The 23,083-nt window shown below is 69.9% G+C and carries 17 protein-coding genes; 11 read left to right on the top strand and 6 right to left on the bottom strand.

Going from position 1 to position 23,083, the window contains the following annotated elements; genetic code table 11:
- Window positions 1–10 precede the first annotated feature (10 nt).
- Together ACFT7S_RS00970 and ACFT7S_RS00965 are read left to right on the top strand one after the other, a co-directional pair.
- Window positions 11–733, top strand: coding sequence for a GntR family transcriptional regulator (locus ACFT7S_RS00970; protein ID WP_382725186.1), 723 nt, complete (start codon window positions 11–13; stop codon window positions 731–733).
- A gap of 617 nt (window positions 734–1,350) precedes the next feature.
- The gene (locus ACFT7S_RS00965) at window positions 1,351–3,741 is read left to right on the top strand and encodes a M9 family metallopeptidase (protein ID WP_382725184.1); all 2,391 of its coding nucleotides are present in this window, start codon (window positions 1,351–1,353) and stop codon (window positions 3,739–3,741) included.
- Between the two features lie 40 nt (window positions 3,742–3,781).
- Here ACFT7S_RS00965 and ACFT7S_RS00960 read toward each other — a convergent pair whose 3' ends face one another.
- Window positions 3,782–4,171 carry a barstar family protein gene (locus ACFT7S_RS00960; protein ID WP_382725183.1) on the bottom strand — a complete coding sequence of 130 codons (390 nt, stop codon included), beginning with the start codon at window positions 4,169–4,171 and terminating at the stop codon, window positions 3,782–3,784.
- A gap of 103 nt (window positions 4,172–4,274) precedes the next feature.
- On the bottom strand, window positions 4,275–4,673 hold the full coding sequence (locus ACFT7S_RS00955; RefSeq protein WP_382725181.1) for a ribonuclease domain-containing protein: 399 nt from the start codon (window positions 4,671–4,673) through the stop codon (window positions 4,275–4,277).
- Between the two features lie 287 nt (window positions 4,674–4,960).
- On the opposite strand from ACFT7S_RS00955, the gene ACFT7S_RS00950 reads away from it, so the two are divergent.
- On the top strand, window positions 4,961–5,329 hold the full coding sequence (locus ACFT7S_RS00950; protein ID WP_382725881.1) for an ATP-binding protein: 369 nt from the start codon (window positions 4,961–4,963) through the stop codon (window positions 5,327–5,329).
- Window positions 5,330–5,429: 100 nt separating this feature from the next.
- Here ACFT7S_RS00950 and ACFT7S_RS00945 read toward each other — a convergent pair whose 3' ends face one another.
- Together ACFT7S_RS00945 and ACFT7S_RS00940 are read right to left on the bottom strand one after the other, a co-directional pair.
- The gene (locus ACFT7S_RS00945; RefSeq protein ID WP_382725180.1) at window positions 5,430–6,536 is read right to left on the bottom strand and encodes a DUF2637 domain-containing protein; all 1,107 of its coding nucleotides are present in this window, start codon (window positions 6,534–6,536) and stop codon (window positions 5,430–5,432) included.
- Between the two features lie 190 nt (window positions 6,537–6,726).
- Window positions 6,727–7,575, bottom strand: coding sequence for a (2Fe-2S)-binding protein (locus tag ACFT7S_RS00940; RefSeq protein ID WP_382725178.1), 849 nt, complete (start codon window positions 7,573–7,575; stop codon window positions 6,727–6,729).
- 144 nt (window positions 7,576–7,719) lie between these two features.
- On the opposite strand from ACFT7S_RS00940, the gene ACFT7S_RS00935 reads away from it, so the two are divergent.
- On the top strand, window positions 7,720–8,487 hold the full coding sequence (locus ACFT7S_RS00935) for a GntR family transcriptional regulator (protein WP_382725176.1): 768 nt from the start codon (window positions 7,720–7,722) through the stop codon (window positions 8,485–8,487).
- A gap of 9 nt (window positions 8,488–8,496) precedes the next feature.
- Here ACFT7S_RS00935 and ACFT7S_RS00930 read toward each other — a convergent pair whose 3' ends face one another.
- Both ACFT7S_RS00930 and ACFT7S_RS00925 read right to left on the bottom strand, forming a co-directional pair.
- Entirely contained in the window at window positions 8,497–9,318 is an 822-nt protein-coding gene (locus tag ACFT7S_RS00930; RefSeq protein WP_382725174.1) for a hypothetical protein, read from the bottom strand.
- A gap of 163 nt (window positions 9,319–9,481) precedes the next feature.
- Window positions 9,482–11,260 (bottom strand): PucR family transcriptional regulator, encoded by a 1,779-nt coding sequence (locus tag ACFT7S_RS00925; RefSeq protein ID WP_382725172.1) that lies wholly within the window; start codon window positions 11,258–11,260, stop codon window positions 9,482–9,484.
- A gap of 275 nt (window positions 11,261–11,535) precedes the next feature.
- On the opposite strand from ACFT7S_RS00925, the gene ACFT7S_RS00920 reads away from it, so the two are divergent.
- The 7 genes from ACFT7S_RS00920 to ACFT7S_RS00890 all read left to right on the top strand — a co-directional run bounded on the left by ACFT7S_RS00920 (window position 11,536) and on the right by ACFT7S_RS00890 (window position 23,080).
- Window positions 11,536–12,426 (top strand): FAD binding domain-containing protein, encoded by an 891-nt coding sequence (locus tag ACFT7S_RS00920; RefSeq protein ID WP_382725170.1) that lies wholly within the window; start codon window positions 11,536–11,538, stop codon window positions 12,424–12,426.
- 2 nt (window positions 12,427–12,428) lie between these two features.
- A complete protein-coding gene (locus ACFT7S_RS00915; protein ID WP_382725168.1) occupies window positions 12,429–13,022 on the top strand; it encodes a (2Fe-2S)-binding protein in 594 nt (197 codons plus the stop codon).
- Between the two features lie 5 nt (window positions 13,023–13,027).
- Entirely contained in the window at window positions 13,028–15,445 is a 2,418-nt protein-coding gene (gene pucD, locus ACFT7S_RS00910) for a xanthine dehydrogenase subunit D (protein WP_382725166.1), read from the top strand.
- Window positions 15,446–15,692: 247 nt separating this feature from the next.
- Complete coding sequence (locus ACFT7S_RS00905; RefSeq protein WP_382725164.1) at window positions 15,693–17,150, top strand: NCS2 family permease; 1,458 nt, start codon at window positions 15,693–15,695, stop codon at window positions 17,148–17,150.
- A 37-nt stretch (window positions 17,151–17,187) separates the two neighbouring features.
- Window positions 17,188–18,327, top strand: a complete 1,140-nt coding sequence (locus tag ACFT7S_RS00900) for an XdhC family protein (protein WP_382725162.1) — start codon at window positions 17,188–17,190, stop codon at window positions 18,325–18,327.
- A gap of 207 nt (window positions 18,328–18,534) precedes the next feature.
- Window positions 18,535–22,188 carry a S8 family serine peptidase gene (locus tag ACFT7S_RS00895; RefSeq protein WP_382725879.1) on the top strand — a complete coding sequence of 1,218 codons (3,654 nt, stop codon included), beginning with the start codon at window positions 18,535–18,537 and terminating at the stop codon, window positions 22,186–22,188.
- Window positions 22,189–22,402: 214 nt separating this feature from the next.
- On the top strand, window positions 22,403–23,080 hold the full coding sequence (locus ACFT7S_RS00890) for a hypothetical protein (protein ID WP_382725160.1): 678 nt from the start codon (window positions 22,403–22,405) through the stop codon (window positions 23,078–23,080).
- Window positions 23,081–23,083: the final 3 nt, after the last annotated feature.

Below are 23,083 nucleotides of genomic sequence, written 5' to 3'. Positions count from 1 at the left end.
AGGAACACACATGGCCCGCCTGACGTCGCTCAACGTGATCTCGGCGCAAGAGCATCTGCGTGACCGTGTGGCGCATGCACTGAGAGCGGCGCTCATCGCCGGGGACCTTCGTCCGGGCACGATCCATTCCGCTCCCGCGCTCGCCTCCCAGTTCGGGGTCTCGGCCACTCCTGTACGCGAGGCCATGCTCGACCTGGCCCGGGAGGGACTGGTCGAAGCAGTACGCAACAAGGGTTTCCGGATTACCGAGTTGACCGAGCAGGATCTCGATGACTTCACCGAGCTCCGCGCCATGATCGAGGCCCCGACGGTCGGCCGCATCGCCCGGATGGGCAAGGCGTGGCAACTGGAGGAGCTGCGGCCGCTCGCCCTGGAGATCGTCGAAGCCGCCCGGGCGAACGACATCCTGGCCTACCTGGAGGCCGACCGGCGCTTCCACCTCGAACTGCTCGGGCTGGCAGGAAACCGCCGACTGGTGGAGGAGGTCGGCAACCTGCGCAAGCGTTCACGGCTCTTCGGCCTCAACCGGCTTGCCGAGACCGGACAGTTGACGGCCTCGGCGGAGGAGCATGTCCAGCTCCTCGACCTGATGGTCGCCGGAGCCGGGCCGCGCGCCGAGGCGTTCATGCTCGCTCACATGTCACATGTCCGAAAGCTGTGGGCGGCCCCAGGAGCGGAGAAGTCCGAGGACGCGCCGGCCAAGAAGGTATGGCTCGACCTCGACGGCGCCTGAGCCCCGTCGCTGATGGCCCGTCGGCGGTGCGTTGCAGCGCGGACGAAACGAGCCGCGCCCCGTCGTCGGGCTGGGTAGCAGGCCCTGGTTTCGGTAGAAGCCGCCCTCGGGAGCCAGGGCTTCATCGGCTTACGTGAGCAACATGCCCCAGTCGCGGTGCCCTTCGGCGATGACCCGCATGGCGGCCTGATAGAAGTCGCGGAATCGTGCGGGTGCGGTGATGTCGGCGGGTGTAGAGCGAATCCACCTCCACTCCGACGTCGGGCAACAGCAACTGCTTGCGTTCCAGCGACCGTTGTTGCCGAGCATCCGGGCCACGGGATTCCGACGGCAGTGGCATGGGCCGCCCACTCCGTGAGGTCAGGTCTCTGTCGGGCTATTGCTCCACCAGGTCTGGTGCGGCGGCGAGTTGGCGTGCAAATGAAGGTTGCGTAGCGTCTTCCATAGCCATGTGACATGTGCAATTGTACAGCCCGCAGGAGGAGAGGTCGTGCTCATGCCACAACGTGAGTGCAGTCGGATGACCCTGTTCGTTTTCACCTCTCGCTCCACCCCCTACGGCCGCGCAACCGCCGTGCGGCCAACACACCGCTGGGAGGCGGAACGTGAAGAACCGAATGGTTCGACAGAGATTCACCGGGCTGTCCACCGTGGCTCTGGCAGCTTGTCTGGGCGTTGGGCTGCTGTCCGCGCCGAGCCAGGCAGCCGAGCCGCGCCCCCTCGTGGCCAGGGCGGCCACCGCGACGATCGCCGGCGCCGGCGCCTACGCCGAGATCAAGGCCGAGGTCCGTGCGGAGGAGCCGGGTGGTCCCGCCGCCGAGGCGCTCACCGCACCTGCCGACGAGGCCGACCATGCCGATCGCGCACCCCTGAAGCCCGCGGACCGCGCCCCCCTGTCCGCGTCGAAGGACGCGCTCAGGCGGGACTACGACCAGCCCGGTAGTGCGGACCCGAGCCACCCGGCCCCCTCCATGAAGGCCGTGGCGCGGGCCAAGGCGGAGTCGGCCGGAATCGCTGCCGTTGCCGCGTGCAATGTCACCGACTTCACCAGCCGTACTGGCAGCGCCCTCGTCCAGCAGGTCAAGGCGTCAACCACCGACTGTGTCAACACCCTGTTCGGCGTGAAGGGCAACGACGGCTATCTCGCCTTCCGCGAGGCGCAGATGGTCACCATCGCCGACGCCCTGCGCCACGGCTCGGCGTACTACCCCGGCGACAGCAGCACCGGCATGCCGCAGCTGGTGCTCTTCCTCCGGGCGGGCTACTACGTTCAGTACTACGACCCGTCGACGGTGGGCAGTTACGGCCCCGCGCTCCGTACCGCTATCCGCGGCGGGCTGGACGCCTTCTTCGCCTCCTCGCACTCGTCGGACGTCACCGACGCCAACGGGGAGACACTGGCCGAGGCCGTCACGCTGATCGACAGCTCCGAGCAGAACGCCCGGTATCTGTACGTGATCAAGCGGCTGCTGGCGGGCTACAACTCCTCGTACAACAGCTCCTGGTACATGGTGAACGCGGTCAACAACGTGTACACGGTGACATTCCGCGGCCATCAGCTGCCCGAGTTCGTCCAGGCGGTGGAAGCCGACCCCAGCCTGCTCAGCGCGCTCCACGACTTCGCCTCCGCCCATCTGGACCTGCTGGGCGCCGACCAGTCGTACCTGACCTCCAATGCGGGCCGGGAGCTAGGCCGCTTCCTCCAGGAGCCGTCATTGCGCGACAGGACCGCGCCGCTGGCTGCGGCACTGCTCAAGAAGAGCTCCATCACCGGCCGCACGGCACCGCTCTGGGTCGGCGTCGCCGAGATGACCGACTACTACGACAGGGCCAACTGCGCGTACTACGACACCTGCAACCTGGCCGCACGCCTCAAGAGTGCCGTCCTGCCCGTCGATTACACCTGCAGCGACAGCATCCGCATCCGGGCCCAGGACATGTCCGCAACCGACCTCGCCGCCAGTTGCACAAGTCTGCGCAACCAGGACGCCTACTTCCACGGCATCACCAGGGACGGCGGCCCGGTCAGCGATGACCGTAACAGCACGATCGAAGTAGTCGTCTTCGACTCGAGCGCCGACTACCAGACCTACGCCGGAGCGATCTTCGGGATCGACACCAACAACGGCGGAATGTACCTGGAGGGAGACCCCGCCGCCGCGGGCAACCAGCCCCGCTTCATTGCTTACGAGGCCGAGTGGGTCCGGCCCGTGTTCCAGATATGGAACCTCAACCACGAGTACACGCACTACCTCGACGGCCGCTTCAACATGTACGGGGACTTCGGGGCCGGCCTCACCACGCCGACCATCTGGTGGGTCGAGGGCTTCGCGGAGTACGTCTCGTACTCGTACCGCAATGTCACCTATGACGCCGCAATTGCACAGGCGGCGAAGCGCACCTACACCCTGCGCACCCTCTTCGACACCACCTACGAGAACGCCGACCAGACGCGGATCTACAACTGGGGCTACCTGGCGGTCCGTTACATGCTTCAGTCGCACCGTCCGGACGTCGACAGGCTGCTCGGGTTCTACCGCAGCGGCGACTGGAACGCCGCCCGCACCCTGCTCACCTCCACCATAGGCAACCGTTACGACGCCGACTGGAACTCCTGGCTGACCGCCTGTGGGGCAGGGGACTGCGGCAGCATCGGCACTCCGCCCGTGGATCAGGGACCGGAGTGCACGGCCGGCGACACCCGGCAGCTGGACAAGGGCTGCAAGCGCAGCGGTCTGACGGCGACCACGGGCAACTACGCCTATCTGTACCTCTACGTTCCGGCGGGCACGACGCAGCTCACGATCACCACCGCGGGCGGTACGGGCGACGCCGACCTCTACTACAACTCCAACAGCTGGGCGACGGTGTCCAGCTACACGTCCCGGGCGACCGGCGCCGGGAACGAACACACCCTGACCGTGCGGAATCCGAAGGCGGGTGTCCACTACATCAGCCTGCACGCCGCCCAGGGCTTCGGTGGCGTGAGCGTCTCCACCCGGTACTGATCCCCGTACCGGGGCTGAACTGACCCGGCCCGTGCTTGGGTCAGTTCAGCCGCAGCGTATCCGGCCTTGTCCGCTCCCTGATGATCTCCACCAGCCGGTCGAAGAGCGTCGGTCCCCGGCCCGCCAGCGCCTCGGTGAGTTCCGTATCGAAGCGGACCCGCGAGGTCGGGTGGGCGCGCTCGGCTGTGCGGCGCAGGTAGCGTGCCGTCTCCGGGTGGCCCAGGGCCTGGGCGGACTGTGCGTGGTCGCGCCACTCGATGACGAAGTCGTCGTCGTCCGGCGTGCCCATGCCGCCGCTCAGACAGTCCGCGAACGCGTCGAGGTTGCGGCCGAAGTATCCACCGGGGCCGTTCACGGCTTCGCCGATCACCTCCCAGAACCGCTCCAGGCCGGTGACCTCGGAGCCTTCGATCACATAGGTCACAGTCATGCGTGGAGCGTACAATTCCGGACTCCGTTCCGGCCCGGGGATCCGCGCCGCAGGTGGGGGACTGCGGCGCGGACCGGACCGGTGGTGGTGGGGCGGGGGACAGTCAGCAGCCGTGGTCGACCAGGTCGAACGACTCGTAGTGGTCGGCGGTGTAGTAGTCCTCCTGGACCTCTTCACCGGTGACGATGCGGCGGGCGCCGCGGGTCGGGGAGCCCGGGGTGATGACGGTGTACTCGTGGTAGTAGCCGGTGCCCTGGCTCGGCAGGATGCCTTCGCGGTTCTGGAAGACCGTGCCGTCCTGGTCGTACGGGAAGGGTCCGCCCGCGTCGATCAGGTCGAGGGTGTCGTGTGCCTGTGAGGGGAGGGCGGAGTAGCAGATGCTGCCGACCGATGCGGTGGCCGGTGGCGTCGCGGCGGAAGCGGTGACCGGGCCGCCGACGAAGAGGGCGGACAGGATGGCGGCGGTAGCGCCGAGCGTGGTGATCCGTGGGGGGAATCGCATACCCACCATGATGACGCGCGTAGATCGGGTCCCGTCAACGCCAACTCCTGTGAATTTTTTGGAAGTTAACGGGGAGTACGGAAACGTAACGCGTTCGTCGCCCGGCCGGGCTTGCCGATCGACTCTGTTCACTTATTGACGGGTCGACAAGCGTGACTGTCCGCGTGCGGGGCATGCATCCCCGTGAAGGTGTTCGAGGGGTTATGGGCGAAGGAGGTCGATTCACTGTGCGGGCGGGGGAAAAGATGAGGCATCGAGGGGGTCGGTCGGTCCAGCTGCGTCGCAGACTGGGGCACGCCGATCTGTCAGGGGTGGGTGAAGTGCGACGGGCACTGCGGGAGTTCCTGCGGTGCCGGTCCGAGCCCGAGGCGGCCGAGGTGGCGGAGCTGCTGCTGAGCGAGGTCGTGACGAACGCGCTGATCCATACGCGCCACGGCGCGGTCGTCACCGTGACCGCGGGGCCGGAGAAAGTGCGCGTGGAGGTGCGGGACTTCATGTCGGGAGTGCCCAAGCCGTACGTACCGAACGCCGACGACGGTACGCACGGCAGGGGCCTGGTCCTGGTACGGAGCCTGGCGGACGCCTGGGGAGTCACGGCGCAGGCGCTGGGCAAGGTGGTCTGGTTCGAGCTGAACGGTGCGAACTCGACAGCGTGAGCCGCACGGCGTGAGCCGCACGGCGTGGACCGGGCGGCGTGACCGGACAGCGTGAACCGCGCAGTGGGAGGCCCTGACACAGCCTCCCACCGGGACGTGCTCAGCCGAACTGCTGTTCCAGGTCCTTGAGTTTCTGCTCCAGCGAGTCGAGCCGGGGCAGGGTCTGGGTGTCGTCCTCGGCGGTGAGATCGACGGTCCTGGAGTCACCGCCCGCGGTCTGCGCCGGGGCGCTCGGAGAACTCGCTGAGCTCTTTGCTCCCTTGGAGCTCGGGCCGTTCACTGCTTGCAGGGACGGCCGGGGCCGCAGGGGCAGCTGTCCCGGCTCCGCTATGGCGGGCTCCGCGACGCCCTGCGCGGCGCCCTGGGCCGGTGCGATGGCGGGGACGTCCTGCTGCCCGCTGCGGCCACCTCGTCCCCAGGCCCGGTTCTGCCGGTTCAGGGCCTTGATGTGGGCCCGGTCCAGCTTCTCCTGGCCCCTTCTGCGGAGCCGGTCCTGCTCCTTCTCCCGCCGGTCCTCGCGGACCTCGTCGACCGCCTCGTCCAGGGTGCGTACGCCTTCGAGGAGCATCAGCGACCAGGCGCCGAAGGTCTCCCGGGGTGCCCGCAGCCACCGTACGATCCGGATCTGGGGCAACGGGCGTGGCACCAGGCCCTGTTCGCGCAGTGCGGCCCTGCGGGTCTGCTTCAGTGCCCGGTCGAAGAGCACCGCGGCCGAGAGCGACATGCCCGCGAAGAAGTGCGGGGCGCCCGCGTGGTCCATGCCGCGCGGCGCGTGCACCCAGTTGAACCAGGCGGCGGCGCCGGCGAACGTCCACACCAGCAGCCGGGAGCCGAGCGCCGCGTCGCCGTGGCTGGCCTCCCGTACCGCCAGTACCGAACAGAACATCGCGGCCCCGTCGAGGCCGAACGGGACCAGATACTCCCAGCCCCCGGAGAGGCTGAGGTTTTGCCGGCCGAAGCCGACGAGCCCGTGGAACGAGAGTGCGGCGGCGACCGCGGCGCAGCAGAACAGCAGAACGTACGAGGCGGTGGCGTAGAGCGCCTCCTTGCGACGGCGGCGGTCCTCGCTGCGTTCCCAGTTGTCGTCGGCCGATGCCTTGCCGGCGGCGCGCTTGCCGCGTGCGACCACCGTCACCGCCGCCATGACCCCCACGAGCAGTACGGCGCCCGGAAGCAGCCAGTCGAGCGATATGTCGGTCAGTCTCATGCGCGGTCCCTTGCGTCGCGTAGGGCGTTTCGGGCGCCATCGTGACGGAAGCGCCGCCCGGCTCAGGCGGTTTCGGGGCAAGAGAACGCCATTGGGGTGGCGAGGCATACGGATGAGCGGAATGTTCTCGAACGACCGTACGGCGAAGCACAGTTACGTTCGAAGGTGAGTCGCCGGGGTGGGGGTGTGATCAGGAGGCGGGCGTCAGCTTCCGTACCCGGTCGGCATCGCACGTGCGGGGGCAGGTGACGCAGGTGTCCTCGGGGCGCAGCGTGTAGAAGAGGCAACAGCTCGCCCGGTCGCGGGTCGGCAGCGATTCGCCGTCGGGGCCGGTCAGTTCACGGAAGCCGGCGGTGCCCACGTACGGCCTGGTGGTGCCAGGCAGCAGCAGCTCCAGTTCCGTCATCGCCCGGCGCTCCTCGCCCAGCAGATGGGCGATGTACCAGAGCCCTTCGACGACCTCGTCCGTCGCCATGCCCCACAGGGCCCGCTTGCCGCGCCGCATGCGCGGTCCGAAACCGTCCAGCACGGGGCCGAGGTGTTCCGCGAGGGCGTCCAGTACCTCGGCACGCAGCGCCGCCTCGTCGGGGACGACCCGGGCGCCGGGCAGCGAGGCCGCGGGATCGTCCGGCAGGCAGGCGAACTCCCGTACCCGGACGGTCAGGTGTCCCAGCGTGCGCTGGAAGGCGACGTCCTCGACGGGGACGCGCGGTACCCGGTGGTGCAGGAACCATGGCACGGTCACCAGCAGACAGGCAGGCCACGCATAGCGGTGCAGTCCGAAGCTGGCCACCACGTCCGGGCGGGCCTGCTGCCCGTAGTCCCGCAGCACCTGCGCGTTGTCCCAGGCCAGAAAGGTGTCCAGGGCCGCGCCGCCTCCGGCGAGCTCCGTCGCGCGCACCCAGCCGGTGCCGGAAGGCGCCATGGCGTCCTCCGCGAGCACCTCGGCACGCAGCCCGGGGAAGACCTCGGCCAGGCGTGCGTACGCGGCGGTCACGGAGGACGCCGCGGTGCCGGTGAGCAGAGTGGAGACGGTCATGCAGGGACCACCGAATCGGGATCGTTTGCAGGTTAGCCTTACCTTACCCGACCTGATCGATGTTTGAACTGGAGCCTCCTCCGCCTATCGTGCACACGGGCATGGCGCACGCGAGCCGAGCCCGCGGCAGGCCGAGGAGGTCCAGTGGAGCAGGGCAGTGCGCGTGAGGACACATGGCTGTCGTACGCGGCCCCGGCGGCCTCGGCGGTCCCGGCGGTTCCGTCGACGGGGCGCGTGCCCGAACAGGCACGTGGAGAGCACACCCACAGCGAGCCGCCGGCCCCCCGCACGGTGCAGCGGCACTCGGTGCGCGGCCAGATCCTGGACGCCCTGCGGGCCGCCCTCGTCGACGGGGAGCTGGCCCCCGGCCAGGTGTACTCCGCCCCGGCGCTCGGCGCCCGGTTCGGCGTCTCCGCGACGCCGGTGCGCGAGGCGATGCAGCAGCTGGCCATCGAGGGCGCCGTCGAGGTCGTACCCAACCGGGGCTTCCGGGTCAGCGAGCGCGGGCCGCGCGAACTGGCGGAGCTGGCCGAGGTGCGGGCCCTGATCGAGGTCCCCGTCATGCTGCGGCTCGCCCGTACCGTCCCCGCGGGCCGCTGGACGGCGCTGCGCCCGCTCGCCGACGCCACCGTCGCGGCAGCCGCTGTCGGCGACCGCGCGAGCTACGCGGAGAGCGACCGGGCCTTCCACCGGGCCGTCCTGGCGCTCGCCGGCAACGAACAGCTGGTGCAGGTCGCCGACGACCTGCACCGACGGTCCCAGTGGCCGCTGGTCAGCAACCCCGTGACCCGCCGTGCCGACCTTCTCGCGGACGCCGTGGAGCACACGGCGCTGCTCGACGCGTTGATCGCCCAGAACCTCGGCGTCGTGCAGTCGCTGGTACGGGAACACTTCACGGGCGCGGAGAGCTGACCGGCACGGTCACTTGACCCGCCAGGCCGCCGTTGCGTCGTCGGGCGAACGGCCCTGATGCCCCTGATGCGGCACCGCCGGTTCCAGTTGCGGGGCCAGCCAGGTGGGTACGCCGCCCAGTAACCGGAAGAGCCGGCCCGCCTCGGCGCGCAGCCGGGCGGCCTCGGGCTCGGGTTCGGCGTCGGCGAGGGACATCAGCGCGGGAGCCGTACCGACGAGGTAGCCCAGCTCCTCCCTGATCCGCAGCGACTCCGAGAAGCCGTGCCGCGCCTCGGCCAGCTCGCCCTCGCGCAGGGCGAGCGAGGCGAGATGGCGCCAGGTGAAGGAGAGCAGCAGCTCGTCCTCCTGGGCCGTGGCACCGGCGTGGGCCCTGCGGTACGCGGCGCGGGCGGACTGTGGCGAATCGGCGATGTTCTGCGCGATCAGACCCCGGCGGAAGTCCAGCAGCGGCCGGCCTGCCGCCGCGGGGGAGAGCAGGGCTGCGGCCCGGCTCAGGGCCACGCTGGCCTCGTCGGCCCGGTCCCGTACCCCGAGAAGCGTCGACGCGTAGGCCAGATGACCGCGCTCGCAGGCTGCGGCCCCGCGCTCGGCGTCGTCGTGGGCCAGGGCCTCGGCGTTGCGCAGTGCGTCCTCGGCGTCCGTCCAGCCCTTGGCGGTGTAGAGACACCGCTCGGTCAGCAGCGCGGTCCGCTGGAGCGCGGCTGCCGCGTCGGTGACCGCATGCGGTTCGAGCAGAGCGGCCGCGTCCGTCCAGCAGGCGCGCGATCGCAGTCGCCATACCGCTGTCTGGAGCGGCGGATCGTCATCTGCTGTCGTTCCGGAACCAGACATGGCGGTATGCGCCACATTGCCCTCCCCGAGCACGCCATCGAGCTGTTGAGTGTGGGCGCATCTCAGCACGGAATGGCACGCCGGGCCAAGGGGTCCGGTCAATGTCAGGTGAAATATTTCACAATCGACCGGAACGCTGCCCCGCCGCGCGACCCCCCGGGCGTCAGCTCATACGCAGGGCGAGGAAGAAGTCGAGCTTGTCCTCGAGGCGCGAAAGGTCACGTCCCGTCAACTGCTCGATTCGCCCGACGCGGTAGCGCAGCGTGTTGACGTGCAGATGCAGCCGGGCCGCACAGCGGGTCCAGGAGCCGTCGCAGTCCAGGAACGCTTCCAGGGTCGGAATCAGCTCCGCGCGGTGGCGCGTGTCGTAGTCGCGCAGCGGGTCCAGCAGCCGGGCGGTGAACGCCCGGCGGACGTCGTCCGGGACGAAGGGCAGCAGCAGGACGTGCGAGGCCAGCTCGTGGTGTCCGGCCGCGCAGACCCGGCCCGGGCGGGCGGCGGCGACCCGGCGGGCGTGCCGGGCCTCCTCCAGGGCGCCGCGCAGCCCCTCGGCCGAATGCACGGCCGCGCTGACACCCAGTGTCAGCCGGCCGTCGTCGGCGAGGCCCGCGGCGAGCGGCTCACGGACCGCGGCGAGCAGCACATCGGCGTGCAGTGCCGGGTCCTGCTGCCTGACGGCCGCCGGGTCGGTCCCAAAAGCGCCACCGGCACCGGCGGTGTCCTCGGTGCCGGTGCCGGTGCCGGTGCCGGTGCCGGGTGCGGACACCGCGGGCAGCGGTACGAGGGCGATGGCCTCGTCACCCGTGTGTGCCACCGCGATCCGGTCGGCCGTGTCGGGTCCTGTCACCGCCGGATCGACCAGGATCTCCTCCAGCAGCGCCTGGGCGACCGGGCCGCCCGCGATCTCCCCCACCGCGCCGGTACCCGCGCCCGGTGCGCCGTCGGTGGCCCATTCGACCCGGGCCACGACGACCTGCCAGTGCGGTGCCGAGCCGAGACCGGGCAGCAGCACCGGGGCGGCGACCCGCAGCCGGGCCGCGATCTCGGTGGGGGCGGCGCCCGCCTGGACCAGTTCCAGGACTTCCTGGGCGAGCCTGCGGCGTACCGTACGGGCCGCGTCGCGCCGGTCCCGTTCGACCGCGATCAGCTGGGTGACGCCCTGGAGCAGGTCGAGCCGGGCGGCCGGCCAGTCGCCCGCGTCGGCCTCGACCGCGAGCAGCCAGTCGGAGAGCACCGACTCGCGGACATCGCGGGAGGCCGGTGCGGCGCCCCGCCCGGTGTTCCGGATCGGGAACAGCGAATACGTCGTACCTTCCACCGCCGTCCGGTGGGGACCCCGGCGGCCGGTGCGGGTCGCGGCCAGGTGCCGTCCGGCCAGCGCGGCGCCGACCGGGCCGGGCAGCGGCTCACCGGCCCCCGCGATCTGGCGGCCGGTGGGGGAGAGCACCCAGGCGCGGAGGTCCAGGTCGGAGGTGAGCAGATCGAGGACGACCTCGGGGCCACCGCCCGCAGGTCCTGACGTCATCAGTCTGCGGTGCCGGTCCACGACGGCGGCGAGGTCGCCGGCCCGCTCGCCGGAGACCTGGCGCACCACGTACTCGGTGATGGTTGCAAATGCCACGGTCTCGTTCACGGCGAAGAGTGGAAGGCGGTGGTGCCGGCACGCCTCGATCAGATCGTCGGGGATGTCGCCGAGCTCCGCCTCGCCCGCCGCGAGTCCGGCGACCCCGGCACCCGCCAGAATCCGGACGAACGGCTCGGAGTCCGTCGCGTCACGGCGCCAGGCCAGCCCCGTGAGTACCAGCTCGCCACCGGAGAGATAGCGGCTGGGGTCGCGGAGGTCGGTCGTCATGACACCCCGGACCGTGCGGTCCAGCTCGTCGTCACCGCCGAGCAGCCGCAGGCCCAGCGCGTCGGTGTCCAGCAGTGCGCGCAGCCGCATCTCGTTGCCGCCGATCTTTTTCGTTGGTGCGGGGGAACAGGTGAGAGGGGATACCTGTGAAGTGCGGTGAGGTTACTGATCCCCGCCATTCGTTCGAATCTACAAGACCTGGAAGGAGACCAGCCAACTCCTTCATGGTTTCGGTGACTGCACTGGCTGGATCCTGGCTTGTGTACTGGGTCACACAACGTATGAACAGCAGATGAACGAACCAGTCGAGGGCCGGCCGTCCCCAGCCCCAGCGAACGACCCGATTGAGAAGAAGAGAGCCACTCATGGACTTCCTTCGCCCCGCCAGCTGGGAGGAGGCGCTCGCCGCCAAGGCCGAGCACCCGACGGCTGTGCCCCTTGCGGGCGGCACCGATGTGATGGTCGAGATCAACTTCGACCACCGGCGGCCCGAGTACCTCCTGGACCTGAACCGCATCGGTGAGCTGGCCGAGTGGCAGGTGGGCCAGGACAACGTACGGCTCGGTGCCTCCGTCCCGTACAGCGCGATCATGGAGCACCTGCGGGCCGAGCTGCCCGGTCTGGCGCTCGCCTCGCACACCGTTGCCTCGCCGCAGATCCGTAACCGCGGCGGTGTCGGCGGCAACCTGGGCACCGCGTCGCCCGCCGGTGACGCCCACCCCGCGCTGCTCGCCGCGGGAGCCGAGGTCGAGGCCGAGTCCGTACGCGGAACCCGGATGATCCCCATCGACGCCTTCTACACCGGCGTCAAGCGCAACGCACTCGCCCCGGACGAGCTGATCCGGGCCGTGCACATCAAGAAGGCCGACGGACCCCAGCAGTTCTCCAAGGTCGGTACGCGCAACGCGATGGTCATCGCCGTCTGCGCCTTCGGCCTCGCCCTGCACCCCGAGACCCGTACGGTCCGCACCGGTATCGGTTCGGCCGCCCCGACGCCCGTCCGGGCGAAGGCGGCCGAGGACTTCCTGAACGCCGCACTCGACGAGGGCGGTTTCTGGGAGAGCGGCAAGATCATCACGCCGTCGGTGGCCAAGCAGTTCGCGGAGCTCGCCTCCGGCGCCTGCAATCCCATCGACGATGTGCGCGGCACTGCGAAGTACCGCAGGCACGCGGTCGGCATCATGGCCCGCCGCACGCTGGGCTGGACCTGGGAGCAGTACCGCGGCGCCGGCCGCACCCTCGAAGGAGCTGCGTAACCATGCGAGTGAATTTCACGGTCAACGGCCGTCAGCAGGAAGCCGACGATGTCTGGGAGGGCGAATCACTCCTCTACGTCCTGCGTGAGCGCATGGGCCTCCCCGGCTCCAAGAACGCCTGCGAGCAGGGGGAATGCGGTTCCTGCACGGTGCGCCTCGACGGGGTGCCGGTGTGTTCCTGTCTCGTCGCCGCAGGTCAGGTGGAGGGACGCGAGGTCGTCACCGTGGAGGGCCTCGCGGACTACGCCAGGCACCGCGAGGACGCCCACCCCGGCAGCGGCTGCGCCTCCGGCGCCTGCGGCACGACCCTCGACGCCGCCCAGCGCTGGCAGGCCAAGCCCGCCGACGGGCAGAGCGGCGAGGCCACCGAGCTCTCGCCGGTCCAGCAGGCGTTCATCGACGCCGGCGCCGTGCAGTGCGGTTTCTGCACCCCCGGCCTCCTGGTCGCAGCCGACGAGCTGCTGGAGACCCACCCCTCGCCGTCCGACCAGGACATCCGCGAGGCGCTCTCCGGCAACCTCTGCCGCTGCACCGGTTACGAGAAGATCCTCGACGCGGTCCGCCTCGCGGCCGCCCGTCAGGCAGAGGCGGTCTGAGAATCATGGCGCTTACACCACGAGTCGCCTCCGCTCCGGCCGGCACTCCCACCAATATCTCCCAGGGGTCGAAGACCAAGGGCGGTATCGGCGAGTCGACGCTGCGCCCCGACGGCACCCTGAAGGTCACCGGCGAGTTCGCCTACTCCTCGGACATGTGGCACGAGGAAATGCTGTGGGGCCAGACCCTGCGGTCCACCGTCGCGCACGCCGAGATCGTGTCGATCGACATCACCGAGGCCCTCAAGATGGACGGCGTCTACGCCGTTCTGACCTACGACGACCTGCCGGCCGAGATGAAGAACTACGGCCTGGAGATCCAGGACACCCCGGTTCTCGCCCACGGCAAGGTCCGTCACCACGGTGAGCCGGTCGCCCTCGTGGCCGCCGACCACCCGGAGACCGCCCGACGTGCCGCCGCGAAGATCGTGGTCGAGTACAAGGAGCTGCCCCTCATCACCGATGAGGCCTCGGCTACCGCTCCCGACGCGGTCCTGGTCCATGAGGGCCGCGACGACGGCCACATCGGTCACGTCCCGCACCCGAACATCGTGCACCGCCAGCCGATCATCCGCGGCAACGCGGACGAGGCGGCCAAGAAGGCCGACTTCGTCGTCAAGGGCGAGTACACCTTCGGCATGCAGGACCAGGCCTTCCTCGGCCCGGAGTCCGGCCTTGCCGTGCCCTCCGAGGACGGCGGCGTGGAGCTGTACGTCGCCACCCAGTGGCTGCACTCGGACCTCGAACAGATCGCCCCCGTCCTCGGCCTGCCCGAGGAGAAGGTGCGCATGACGCTCTCCGGCGTCGGCGGTGCCTTCGGTGGCCGTGAAGACATCTCGATGCAGATCCACGCCTGCCTCCTGGCGCTGCGCACCGGCAAGCCGGTCAAGATCGTCTACAACCGCTTCGAGTCCTTCTTCGGCCACGTGCACCGGCACCCGGCGAAGCTCTACTACGAGCACGGCGCCACCAAGGACGGCAAGCTCACGCACATGAAGTGCAAGATCGTCCTGGACGGCGGCGCCTACGCGTCGGCCTCCCCGGCGGTCGTGGGCAACGCCTCGTCCCTGTCGGTCGGCCCGTACGCGATCGACGACGTCGACATCGAGGCGATCGCCCTCTACACGAACAACCCGCCGTGTGGCGCGATGCGCGGCTTCGGCGCCGTCCAGGCCTGCTTCGCCTACGAGGCCCAGATGGACAAGCTCGCCGACAAGGTGGGTATGGACCGGGTCGAGTTCCGCCAGCTCAACGCCATGGAGCAGGGCACCCTCCTGCCGACCGGACAGCCCTGCGACTCGCCGGCCCCGGTCGCCGAGCTGCTGCGACTGGTCAAGTCCCGCCCGATGCCGCCCGAGCGGCAGTGGCTGGCCGCCGACGCGGAAGGCAGCACCATCGACGTACGCGCCCTGCCCGGCGGGCTGTCGAACACCTCCCACGGCGAAGGCGTCGTACGGGGTGTCGGCTACGCGGTCGGCCTGAAGAACGTCGGCTTCTCCGAGGGCTTCGACGACTACTCCACCGCCCGGGTGCGGATGGAGGTCATCAACGGCGAGGCGGTCGCGACCGTGCACACCGCGATGGCCGAGGTCGGACAGGGCGGCGTCACCGTGCACGCCCAGATCGCCCGTACCGAGCTCGGCGTCAGCCAGGTCACCATCCAGCCGGCCGACACCCGGGTGGGCTCGGCGGGATCGAGCTCCGCCTCCCGGCAGACGTACGTCACCGGCGGCGCCGTGAAGAACTCCTGCGAAGCCGTCCGGGAGAAGGTCCTGGAGCTCGGCCGCCGAAAGTTCGGTTCGTACCACCCGGCCTGGGCCACCGCCGAACTCCTCCTGGAGGGCGGCAAGGTCGTCACCGACGGCGGCGAGGTGCTGGCCGACGTGGTCGACGTACTGGAGGACGAGGCGTTCGACATCGAGCTGGAGTGGCGCCACCGGCCCACCGAGGCGTTCGATCTGCGGACCGGTCAGGGCAACGGCCACGTCCAGTACTCCTTCGCCGCCCACCGCGCGGTCGTCGAGGTCGACACCGAACTCGGCCTGGTCAAGGTCATCGAACTGGCCTGCGCCCAGGACGTCGGAAAGGCGCTCAACCCGCTCTCCGTCGTCGGGCAGATCCAGGGCGGCACCACCCAGGGACTGGGTATCGCCGTCATGGAGGAGATCATCGTCGATCCGAAGACCGCGAAGGTGCGCAACCCGTCCTTCACGGACTATCTGATCCCCACCATCCTCGACACCCCGACCATTCCGGTCGATGTGCTCGAACTCGCCGATACCAACGCCCCGTACGGGCTCCGCGGCATCGGCGAGGCCCCCACCCTGTCGTCCACTCCGGCCGTCCTCGCGGCGATCCGGAACGCGACGGGCCTCGAGCTCAACAGGACGCCGGTACGACCCGAGCACCTCACCGGCACCTGATCCAGCTCCCATGAACTCTCCGGGCGGTGCGTGTTGCCGTGAACGTCACACTTCCCCGCGTGCCGCATCGCCCGGAGACACCGAGTACCGCACCGCTCGCGGTCCTTGCACTGCCTCAGCACTTCTGTACCTGCACGAACAGTTCGCCTCGGGCCGTCCCCCGGGTGTGCTGCCGACGCAGCCATCCCAAATCCCGCAATCATTTTCTCCACGCGGGTGCCCCTGTGAACCTTGGGAGTCAGGCACCATGACCCAGCAGTCAGTGGAGCCCAGGACCGGTTCGGAGGACGCGGGCCACGGCTCGCGCGTCCCCGCCGGACGGTCTTGGCTCGACCGGTACTTTCATATATCCGAACGAGGATCGACAGTCGCGCGTGAGATGCGTGGTGGCGTCACCACCTTCATGGCGATGGCGTACATCCTCCTGCTCAACCCGCTGATCCTCGGCGGTAAGGATGTCGACGGCAATCTCCTCAGCCAGCCGGGCCTGATCACCGCGACGGCCCTCGCGGCCGCCGCGACGACCCTGCTGATGGGCTTCGTCGGCAAGGTCCCGCTGGCCCTCGCCGCCGGCCTCAGCGTCTCCGGCGTACTCGCCGGGCAGGTCGCTCCGGCCATGACATGGCCGCAGGCCATGGGCATGTGTGTGATCTACGGTGTGGTGATCTGCCTCCTGGTGGTCACCGGCCTCCGCGAGCTGATCATGAACGCGATCCCGCTCGCACTGAAGCACGGCATCACCATGGGTATCGGCCTGTTCATCGCCCTGATCGGCCTCTACAAGGCCGGCTTCGTCCACAAGGGCGCGGCGACACCGGTATCGCTCGGCCCCGCAGGCGAGCTCGCCGGCTGGCCCGTTCTCATCTTCTGCGTGACCCTGCTGCTCATCTTCATGCTCCAGGCCCGCAACATCCCCGGCGCGATCCTGATCGGCATCGTCGCGGGCACGGTCCTCGCGATCATCATCAACGCGATCGGAGACATCCCCGCCAAGGCCTGGAGCAGTGGCCCGCCGGAGCTCAACGGGAGCGCGGTCTCCACACCGGACTTCTCGCTCTTCGGTGACGTGGAGTTCGGCGGCTGGGGCGACGTCGGTGTGATGACGGTCGGCATGATCGTCTTCACCCTCGTCCTGGCCGGCTTCTTCGACGCCATGGCCACCATCATCGGTGTCGGTACGGAGGCCAAGCTGGCCGACGACAAGGGCCGGATGCCCGGCCTCTCCAAGGCGCTGTTCATCGACGGCGCGGGCGGTGCGATCGGCGGTGTCGCCGGAGGCTCCGGCCAGACCGTCTTCGTCGAGTCGGCGACCGGCGTCGGCGAAGGTGCCAGGACCGGGCTCGCCTCGGTCGTCACCGGACTCTTCTTCGCGGCCTGTCTCTTCTTCACCCCGCTGACCGCGATCGTGCCGACCGAGGTGGCGTCCGCCGCCCTCGTCGTCATCGGCGCCATGATGATGCAGAACGCCCGGCACGTGGACTGGGGTGACCGTTCCGTCGCCATCCCGGTCTTCCTCACCGTCGTCCTGATGCCCTTCACCTACACCATCACCACCGGTGTCGCGGCAGGTGTCATCTCGTACGCCGCCATCAAGCTCGCCCAGGGCAAGGCCCGCGAGGTCGGGGCCTTCATGTGGGGCCTGACGGCGATCTTCATCGTGTACTTCGCACTCAATCCCATCGAGAGCTGGCTGGGCGTCCACTGACGCCCGCCCCCTCCGCCTCTGCTTAAGGAGACACGCCATGCTGGACATCGCCGAAGAGCTTCACCGGTGGGTCGGGCAGGGACGCGAGTTCGCCGTCGCCACCGTGGTGGCGGTCGGCGGCAGCGCGCCCCGGCAGCCGGGCGCCGCCCTCGCCGTCGACCGTGACGGCACGGCGATCGGATCGGTCTCCGGCGGATGTGTGGAGGGCGCGGTGTACGAGCTGTGCCAGCAGGCCCTCGACGACGGCAGGACCGTCCGGGAGCAGTTCGGCTACAGCGACGAGGACGCCTTCGCGGTCGGTCTGACCTGCGGCGGCATCATCGACATCCTGGTTACGCCGGTGCGCGCGGACGATCCCGCGCGCCCGGTGTTCGCCGCAGCGCTCGCGGCCGCCGCGGAGGGGACGGCGGCAGCGGTCGCGCGGATCACCGACGGGCCCGCCGAAATGCTCGGCCGCCCGCTCCTCGTCCACCCCGACGGGGCGTACGAGGGCGGGCTCGGCGGACATCCCGAGCTCGACCGCACCGCGGTGGCCGAGGCCCGCGCGATGCTCGACGCGGGACGCACCGGCTCCCTCGTCATCGGGGCCGAGGGCTCGCGGTGCGGTGAGCCCGTCACCCTGCTCGTCGAGTCGAGCGTTCCGCCGCCCCGCATGATCGTGTTCGGGGCCATCGACTTCGCCTCGGCGCTGGTCCGGGCCGGCAAGTTCCTCGGCTACCGGGTCACCCTCTGCGACGCCCGGCCGGTCTTCGCCACCGGAGCCCGCTTCCCGGAGGCCGACGAGATCGTCGTCGAATGGCCGCACCGCTATCTCGCGGCGACCGACGTCGACGCGCGCACCGTCCTGTGCGTCCTCACGCACGACGCCAAATTCGATGTGCCGCTGCTCGAAGCGGCGTTGAAGCTGCCGGTCGCCTACGTCGGGGCGATGGGCTCGCGCCGTACCCACCTCGACCGCAACGAGCGGCTGCGCGAGGCAGGCGTCACCGAAGCGGAACTGGCCCGGCTGCACTCGCCGATCGGCCTCGACCTCGGAGCCCGTACGCCCGAGGAGACCGCCCTGTCGATCGCCGCCGAGATCGTCGCCGAACGGCGCGGCGGCAGCGGACGCCCGCTCACCGGCGCCCACACCCCGATCCACCACGAGGGCGGTCCTTCGCTCGCCTCGGTGGCCTGAATGAACCTCTTGGTCCTGGTCGTTCCCGGGCGGGTTACCGCCACGGCGGCTTCACGCCAGCTCTGAACCCGGCTGTGGCCGTGCTTTTGCCGGTACATCAGCTGCATGACACTTTCTTCCTCCTCCGTTTCCGGCCGGGCGAGATCCGCTCGCGCGGGACGCAGAGCCCTGCTCATAGCGACCTCGGTCGCTCTCGTGAGCGGCGTGATGCTTCCTGCGGCGGGTTCCGCTTCCGCAGTCCCCCAGCCGCGCGCGGCCGAAGGCCGCAAGCAGGCACAGCCCGAGAGCCACGACCTCACCCTGATCACCGGCGACGTCGTGCACTACGTGGACGGTGCCGGGAAGCAGGACACCGTCACGGTGGACCGGCCCGACGGCGCGACCGGCGGCGTCCATGTGCAGCAGGCGGGCGACGACATCTACGTCCTGCCCGACGAGACGACCGCGCTGCTTGCGGCGGGGAAGCTCGACCGCCGGCTCTTCAACGTCTCCGCCCTGGTGGAGATGGGGTACGACGACAAGAGCTCGGGCGCCATCCCGCTGATCGCCACGTACCCGGAGAGCAAGGGGCGTTCACTGCCCGCCGCCCCGCGCGGGAGCGAGACGGTCCGCACGCTCGGCTCCATCAACGGCGCCGCGCTGAAGGCCGACAAGGACGAGGCGCGGGCCTTCTGGAACGACATCGCCCGTACGGAGACGGCCCGTTCGCTGGACAACGGCCTCGCGAAGCTGTGGCTGGACGGCCGCGCCGAAGCGCTGCTCGCGGATTCGGTGCCGCAGGTCAACGCCCCGCAGGCGTGGGCCGAGGGTTACGACGGCAACGGCACCAAGGTCGCCGTGCTCGACACGGGCATCGACGCGACCCACCCCGACGTCAAGGACCGCATCCTCGGCACGAAGAGCTTCGTGCCCGGCGAGGAGGTCGACGACAAGCACGGCCACGGTACGCACGTCGCCTCGACCATCGCGGGTTCCGGCGCCGCATCGGGCGGCGCGAACAAGGGCGTGGCGCCGGGCGCCGGCCTGCTCGTCGGCAAGGTCCTCAGCGACGGGGGCTCCGGCGCTGACTCCGGGATCATCGCCGCGATGGAATGGGCCAAGGCCGAAGGGGCCGACGTCGTCTCCATGAGCCTCGGCTCGTCGGTGCCGGACGACGGCACCGACCCCATGTCGCAGGCCGTGAACGCGCTGTCGGCGGACGGCGGTCCGCTGTTCGTGATCGCCGCCGGAAACGCGTACGGCGCGGGCACCATCGGTTCGCCCGGTTCGGCGCAGAAGGCGCTCACGGTCGCCGCCGTCGACAAGGAGGACGGCCGCGCGGCCTTCTCCTCCATGGGCCCGCTGGTCAGGTCCCACGGCCTGAAGCCCGACCTGTCCGCCCCGGGCGTCGGCATCAACGCGGCCGCCTCGCAGTCGGTCCCCGGCATCGAGGGCATGTACCAGCAGATGTCCGGTACGTCGATGGCCACCCCGCACGTCGCGGGCGCCGCGGCCGTACTGAAGCAGCGCCACCCCGACTGGAGCGGCCAGCGCATCAAGGACGCGCTGATGAGCTCGTCGAAGGATCTGCCCGACTACACCCCGTACGAGCAGGGCACGGGGCGCCTGGACGTGAAGGCGGCGATCGACACGACGGTCGAGGCCACCGGTTCCGTCGAGGTCGCGTCCTACGACTGGCCGCACGCGACGACCGACCCGGTCGCCGAGCGGAAGATCACCTACCGCAACACCGGGGCCGAGGACGTCACGCTGGACCTGTCGACCGGCACGGACTCGGCGGCGTACACGCTGTCCACGCCGAAGCTCACGGTCCCGGCGGGCTCCACCGCCGATGCCGTCCTCTCGCTGGACCCGTCGAAGGTCCCGAACAACACCCAGTTCTCCGGCCAGGTCACCGCCAGGAGCGCGGCGGGCACCACCGTCGCGCACACCGGATTCGCGATCAACAAGGAGCAGGAGCTCTACGACCTGACGCTCCGGCTCCGTGACCGTGCGGGCGAGCCGATGGACGGATACGTCGTCATCGCGGCACTCGGCGACGTCAATCTCGGTGTCGTCGCGGTCTCCGGTGAGACCACGCTGCGGCTGCCCCCGGGCAACTACACCGCCTGGAGCTCCGTGGACATCGACGGTGACCGCGCGGACTCCAAGGCCGTGGCCTTCCTCGCGGCGCCCGAGACGATCCTCGACAAGCCCACCACCGTCACCCTCGACGCCTCCAAGGCCCGCAAGGTCAGCGTGCGGACGCCGAAGGAGACGGAGACGCGCCAGCTGCGGTATGACATGGCACGCACCGCCCCGGACGGCACCGTCCAGCGCGACCTGTTCCGGATCCCGCTGACGTACGACCAGCTGTGGGCGAGCCCGACCGAGAAGGTCACCCAGGGCAGCTTCAGCTTCCTCACCCGCTGGCGCCGGAGCGAAGAACTGATCGACGTGTCGGCCGACGGCCGTGACGTCCCGGTCACCGTCCAGGGCGGCTCGGTCGTCGCCGAGAACAGCGAGCAGGAACTCACCGGCGTCTTCGCCGGCAACGGCGCAGCGGCCGACTACGAGGGCCTGAACGTCAAGGGCAAGGCCGTCGTCATCAACCGCAGCGACGCGGTCGCTCCCGCCGACCGGCTGGCCAACGCAGTTGCCGCGGGGGCCACGGTGCTCTTCGTCGTCAACGACGGGCGCGGGGTCCCGATGGAGAGCTACGTCCCCTGGGGCGAGGAGGCCGCCATCCCGGTCGCCTCGATGCAGCGCATCGCAGGACAGACGCTGATCGACGCCGCGAAGCGCGGCAAGGACATCGACGTCGACCAGCGGAGGTTCGCGAGCTACGTCTACGACCTGGTCGACCGTCACGACGGCGCCATCCCGGACCGTTCGCTGGCGTTCGCCCCGGAGACCGACGAACTGGCGAAGGTGGAGAACACCTTCTACGGCCACAAGGCCACGCTCGGCGGCGGCTTCCGCTACGACATCCCGGACTACGGTCCCGGTGTCGGCTTCGAGGAGTACGAGAAGTTCCCGAGCGTCCGCACGGAGTGGGTCAACCCGCTGCCGGGCGACTCCTTCTGGTACGAGAACCACTCGGTCCTGAACGCCGACGCCACGGATGTCGCCGCGGAGATGCGCAGCACCGACATGGACTACAAGGCGGGCCGCAGTTACAAGGCCGAGTGGTTCGCGCCGGTCACCCGCCCGCGGCTCGGCACCGGCTACTGGGGTCCGTTCCGCACGACGTACAACAACATGCAGTTCAACATCACGGCGTGGACGGACTCCGGCGCGGGCCACTCCGGCTCGATGCCCGAGGACGAGTACGACACCACGTCGTACGCCTTCTACCAGGGCGACACGCTGATCAGGAAGGGCGCGGGCCGGGCCGGCTACGCCGGGAACCTGTCGCCCGAGAAGGTCCCGTACCGGCTCGTCATCGACTCCGCCCGCGACGGCGAGGTGTGGAAGACGTCGACGCGGACCCACAGCGAGTGGAGCTTCGTCTCCGGCGCCATGGACCCCAACGGCCCGTACCAGGCCGACATTCCGATGCTCCAGCTGGACTTCGACGTCGACACCGACCTGGCCGGTGACGTCAAGGCCGGGCAGTGGACCGAGCTCGGACTCGCCTCCGGTACGCAGGAGTGGCTGGACGGTGCGGTGAAGGCCGACGAGGCCACGCTGTCGGTCAGCTACGACGACGGCAAGAACTGGGCGCCCGTGCAGCTGCGCGAGAGCGCGACGGGTGAGTGGACCGCGCAGTTCAGGACCCCGGCGAAGGCGGGCGGCTTCGTATCGCTCAAGGCGCACGCCGAGGGCTCCGGCGGCCTCGCCGTCGACCAGGAGATCATTCGGGCCTTCGGTCTGAAGTGACCTGCTGAGAGGCACGTTTCCGGGTGGCTCCGCATCCCGCGCAGGGGTGCGGAGCCACCCTCTTTTTGTGTTGGCGCCACGTACGAGGGCCGGGACCTCCTCGTGGAGGACCTGGACCTCGGCGACTCGGATATCAGGCGGAACTGTCGGCGGTCCGGGAGCCCTGGCGAGAGGCGCTGCTCGCCTGACCGGGACCGTGCGGTTGGATGGTGCCATGAGCGTTTACGACGTCGCCCGTCACCTTCCCGGGATATCCGCCCTCAGCGACCTCTGCCGTGCCATGGCGATGCTGGACGCGGTCCTGTGCCCCGAGTGGTCCGACCGGTGGCACAGCTACGACGCGCAGTGGTCCGCGTCGGGTGAACAGCCGCTGGAGATGGCCTCGATGCGGAACGGTTCGGGTGACGAGTACTCGATCGTGTTCTCGCCCGCCGGAGCGTACGCCCGCGGCTTCGATCACGAATCGCCGATGAGCCCCTACGTCGACGACGTGCTCTGGCCCGGAGTGCTCGACGACGTCCCGCCCGTCTTCCGGCCCTTCGTGGAGGAGCCGTCCTTCGGCGACGAGTCCGGCGCGCCCCTGGTGACGGCGTGCCTGTGGCGGGAGACCGCGGACAGCGCGTGGCGTACGGGCGACATCGACTTCCCCGAGGAGGGGGAGGGCGCGGACGGCGCGGACTACCTGTTCCAGCTCCTCGTCGCGGGTACCCCGGAGGCCTACCTGGAATGGGCCGAGGACTACTACGAAGTCACCCTCGACCCGGCCGCCGTGCGCCATGTGTACGGCCTCCGGCCACTGACCGCCGAGGTGGTCGCGGCGCTCAACCCGGAGCTCACCCTCGCGGACCTGGCCGACGACATCAAGGAGACCGGCTATCCGGGAAGCCCGTGACGG

The sequence above is a fragment of the Streptomyces sp. NPDC057136 genome, from assembly GCF_042670885.1.
Classification (GTDB): domain Bacteria; phylum Actinomycetota; class Actinomycetes; order Streptomycetales; family Streptomycetaceae; genus Streptomyces.
Note: the sequence above shows the minus strand (reverse complement) of the source record. Positions and strands in the feature narration are given on the sequence as shown.

Coding starts and splice junctions, on each gene's coding strand:
- ACFT7S_RS00930 (WP_382725174.1), bottom strand. CDS start 9,318: ATGTCTGGTTCCGGAACGACAGCAGATGACGATCCGCCGCTCCAGACA.
- ACFT7S_RS00905 (WP_382725164.1), top strand. CDS start 15,693: ATGACCCAGCAGTCAGTGGAGCCCAGGACCGGTTCGGAGGACGCGGGC.
- ACFT7S_RS00925 (WP_382725172.1), bottom strand. CDS start 11,260: ATGCGGCTGCGCGCACTGCTGGACACCGACGCGCTGGGCCTGCGGCTG.
- ACFT7S_RS00965 (WP_382725184.1), top strand. CDS start 1,351: ATGGTTCGACAGAGATTCACCGGGCTGTCCACCGTGGCTCTGGCAGCT.
- ACFT7S_RS00960 (WP_382725183.1), bottom strand. CDS start 4,171: ATGACTGTGACCTATGTGATCGAAGGCTCCGAGGTCACCGGCCTGGAG.
- ACFT7S_RS00970 (WP_382725186.1), top strand. CDS start 11: ATGGCCCGCCTGACGTCGCTCAACGTGATCTCGGCGCAAGAGCATCTG.
- ACFT7S_RS00920 (WP_382725170.1), top strand. CDS start 11,536: ATGGACTTCCTTCGCCCCGCCAGCTGGGAGGAGGCGCTCGCCGCCAAG.
- ACFT7S_RS00955 (WP_382725181.1), bottom strand. CDS start 4,673: ATGCGATTCCCCCCACGGATCACCACGCTCGGCGCTACCGCCGCCATC.
- ACFT7S_RS00890 (WP_382725160.1), top strand. CDS start 22,403: ATGAGCGTTTACGACGTCGCCCGTCACCTTCCCGGGATATCCGCCCTC.
- ACFT7S_RS00900 (WP_382725162.1), top strand. CDS start 17,188: ATGCTGGACATCGCCGAAGAGCTTCACCGGTGGGTCGGGCAGGGACGC.
- pucD (WP_382725166.1), top strand. CDS start 13,028: ATGGCGCTTACACCACGAGTCGCCTCCGCTCCGGCCGGCACTCCCACC.
- ACFT7S_RS00895 (WP_382725879.1), top strand. CDS start 18,535: ATGCTTCCTGCGGCGGGTTCCGCTTCCGCAGTCCCCCAGCCGCGCGCG.
- ACFT7S_RS00945 (WP_382725180.1), bottom strand. CDS start 6,536: ATGAGACTGACCGACATATCGCTCGACTGGCTGCTTCCGGGCGCCGTA.
- ACFT7S_RS00915 (WP_382725168.1), top strand. CDS start 12,429: ATGCGAGTGAATTTCACGGTCAACGGCCGTCAGCAGGAAGCCGACGAT.
- ACFT7S_RS00940 (WP_382725178.1), bottom strand. CDS start 7,575: ATGACCGTCTCCACTCTGCTCACCGGCACCGCGGCGTCCTCCGTGACC.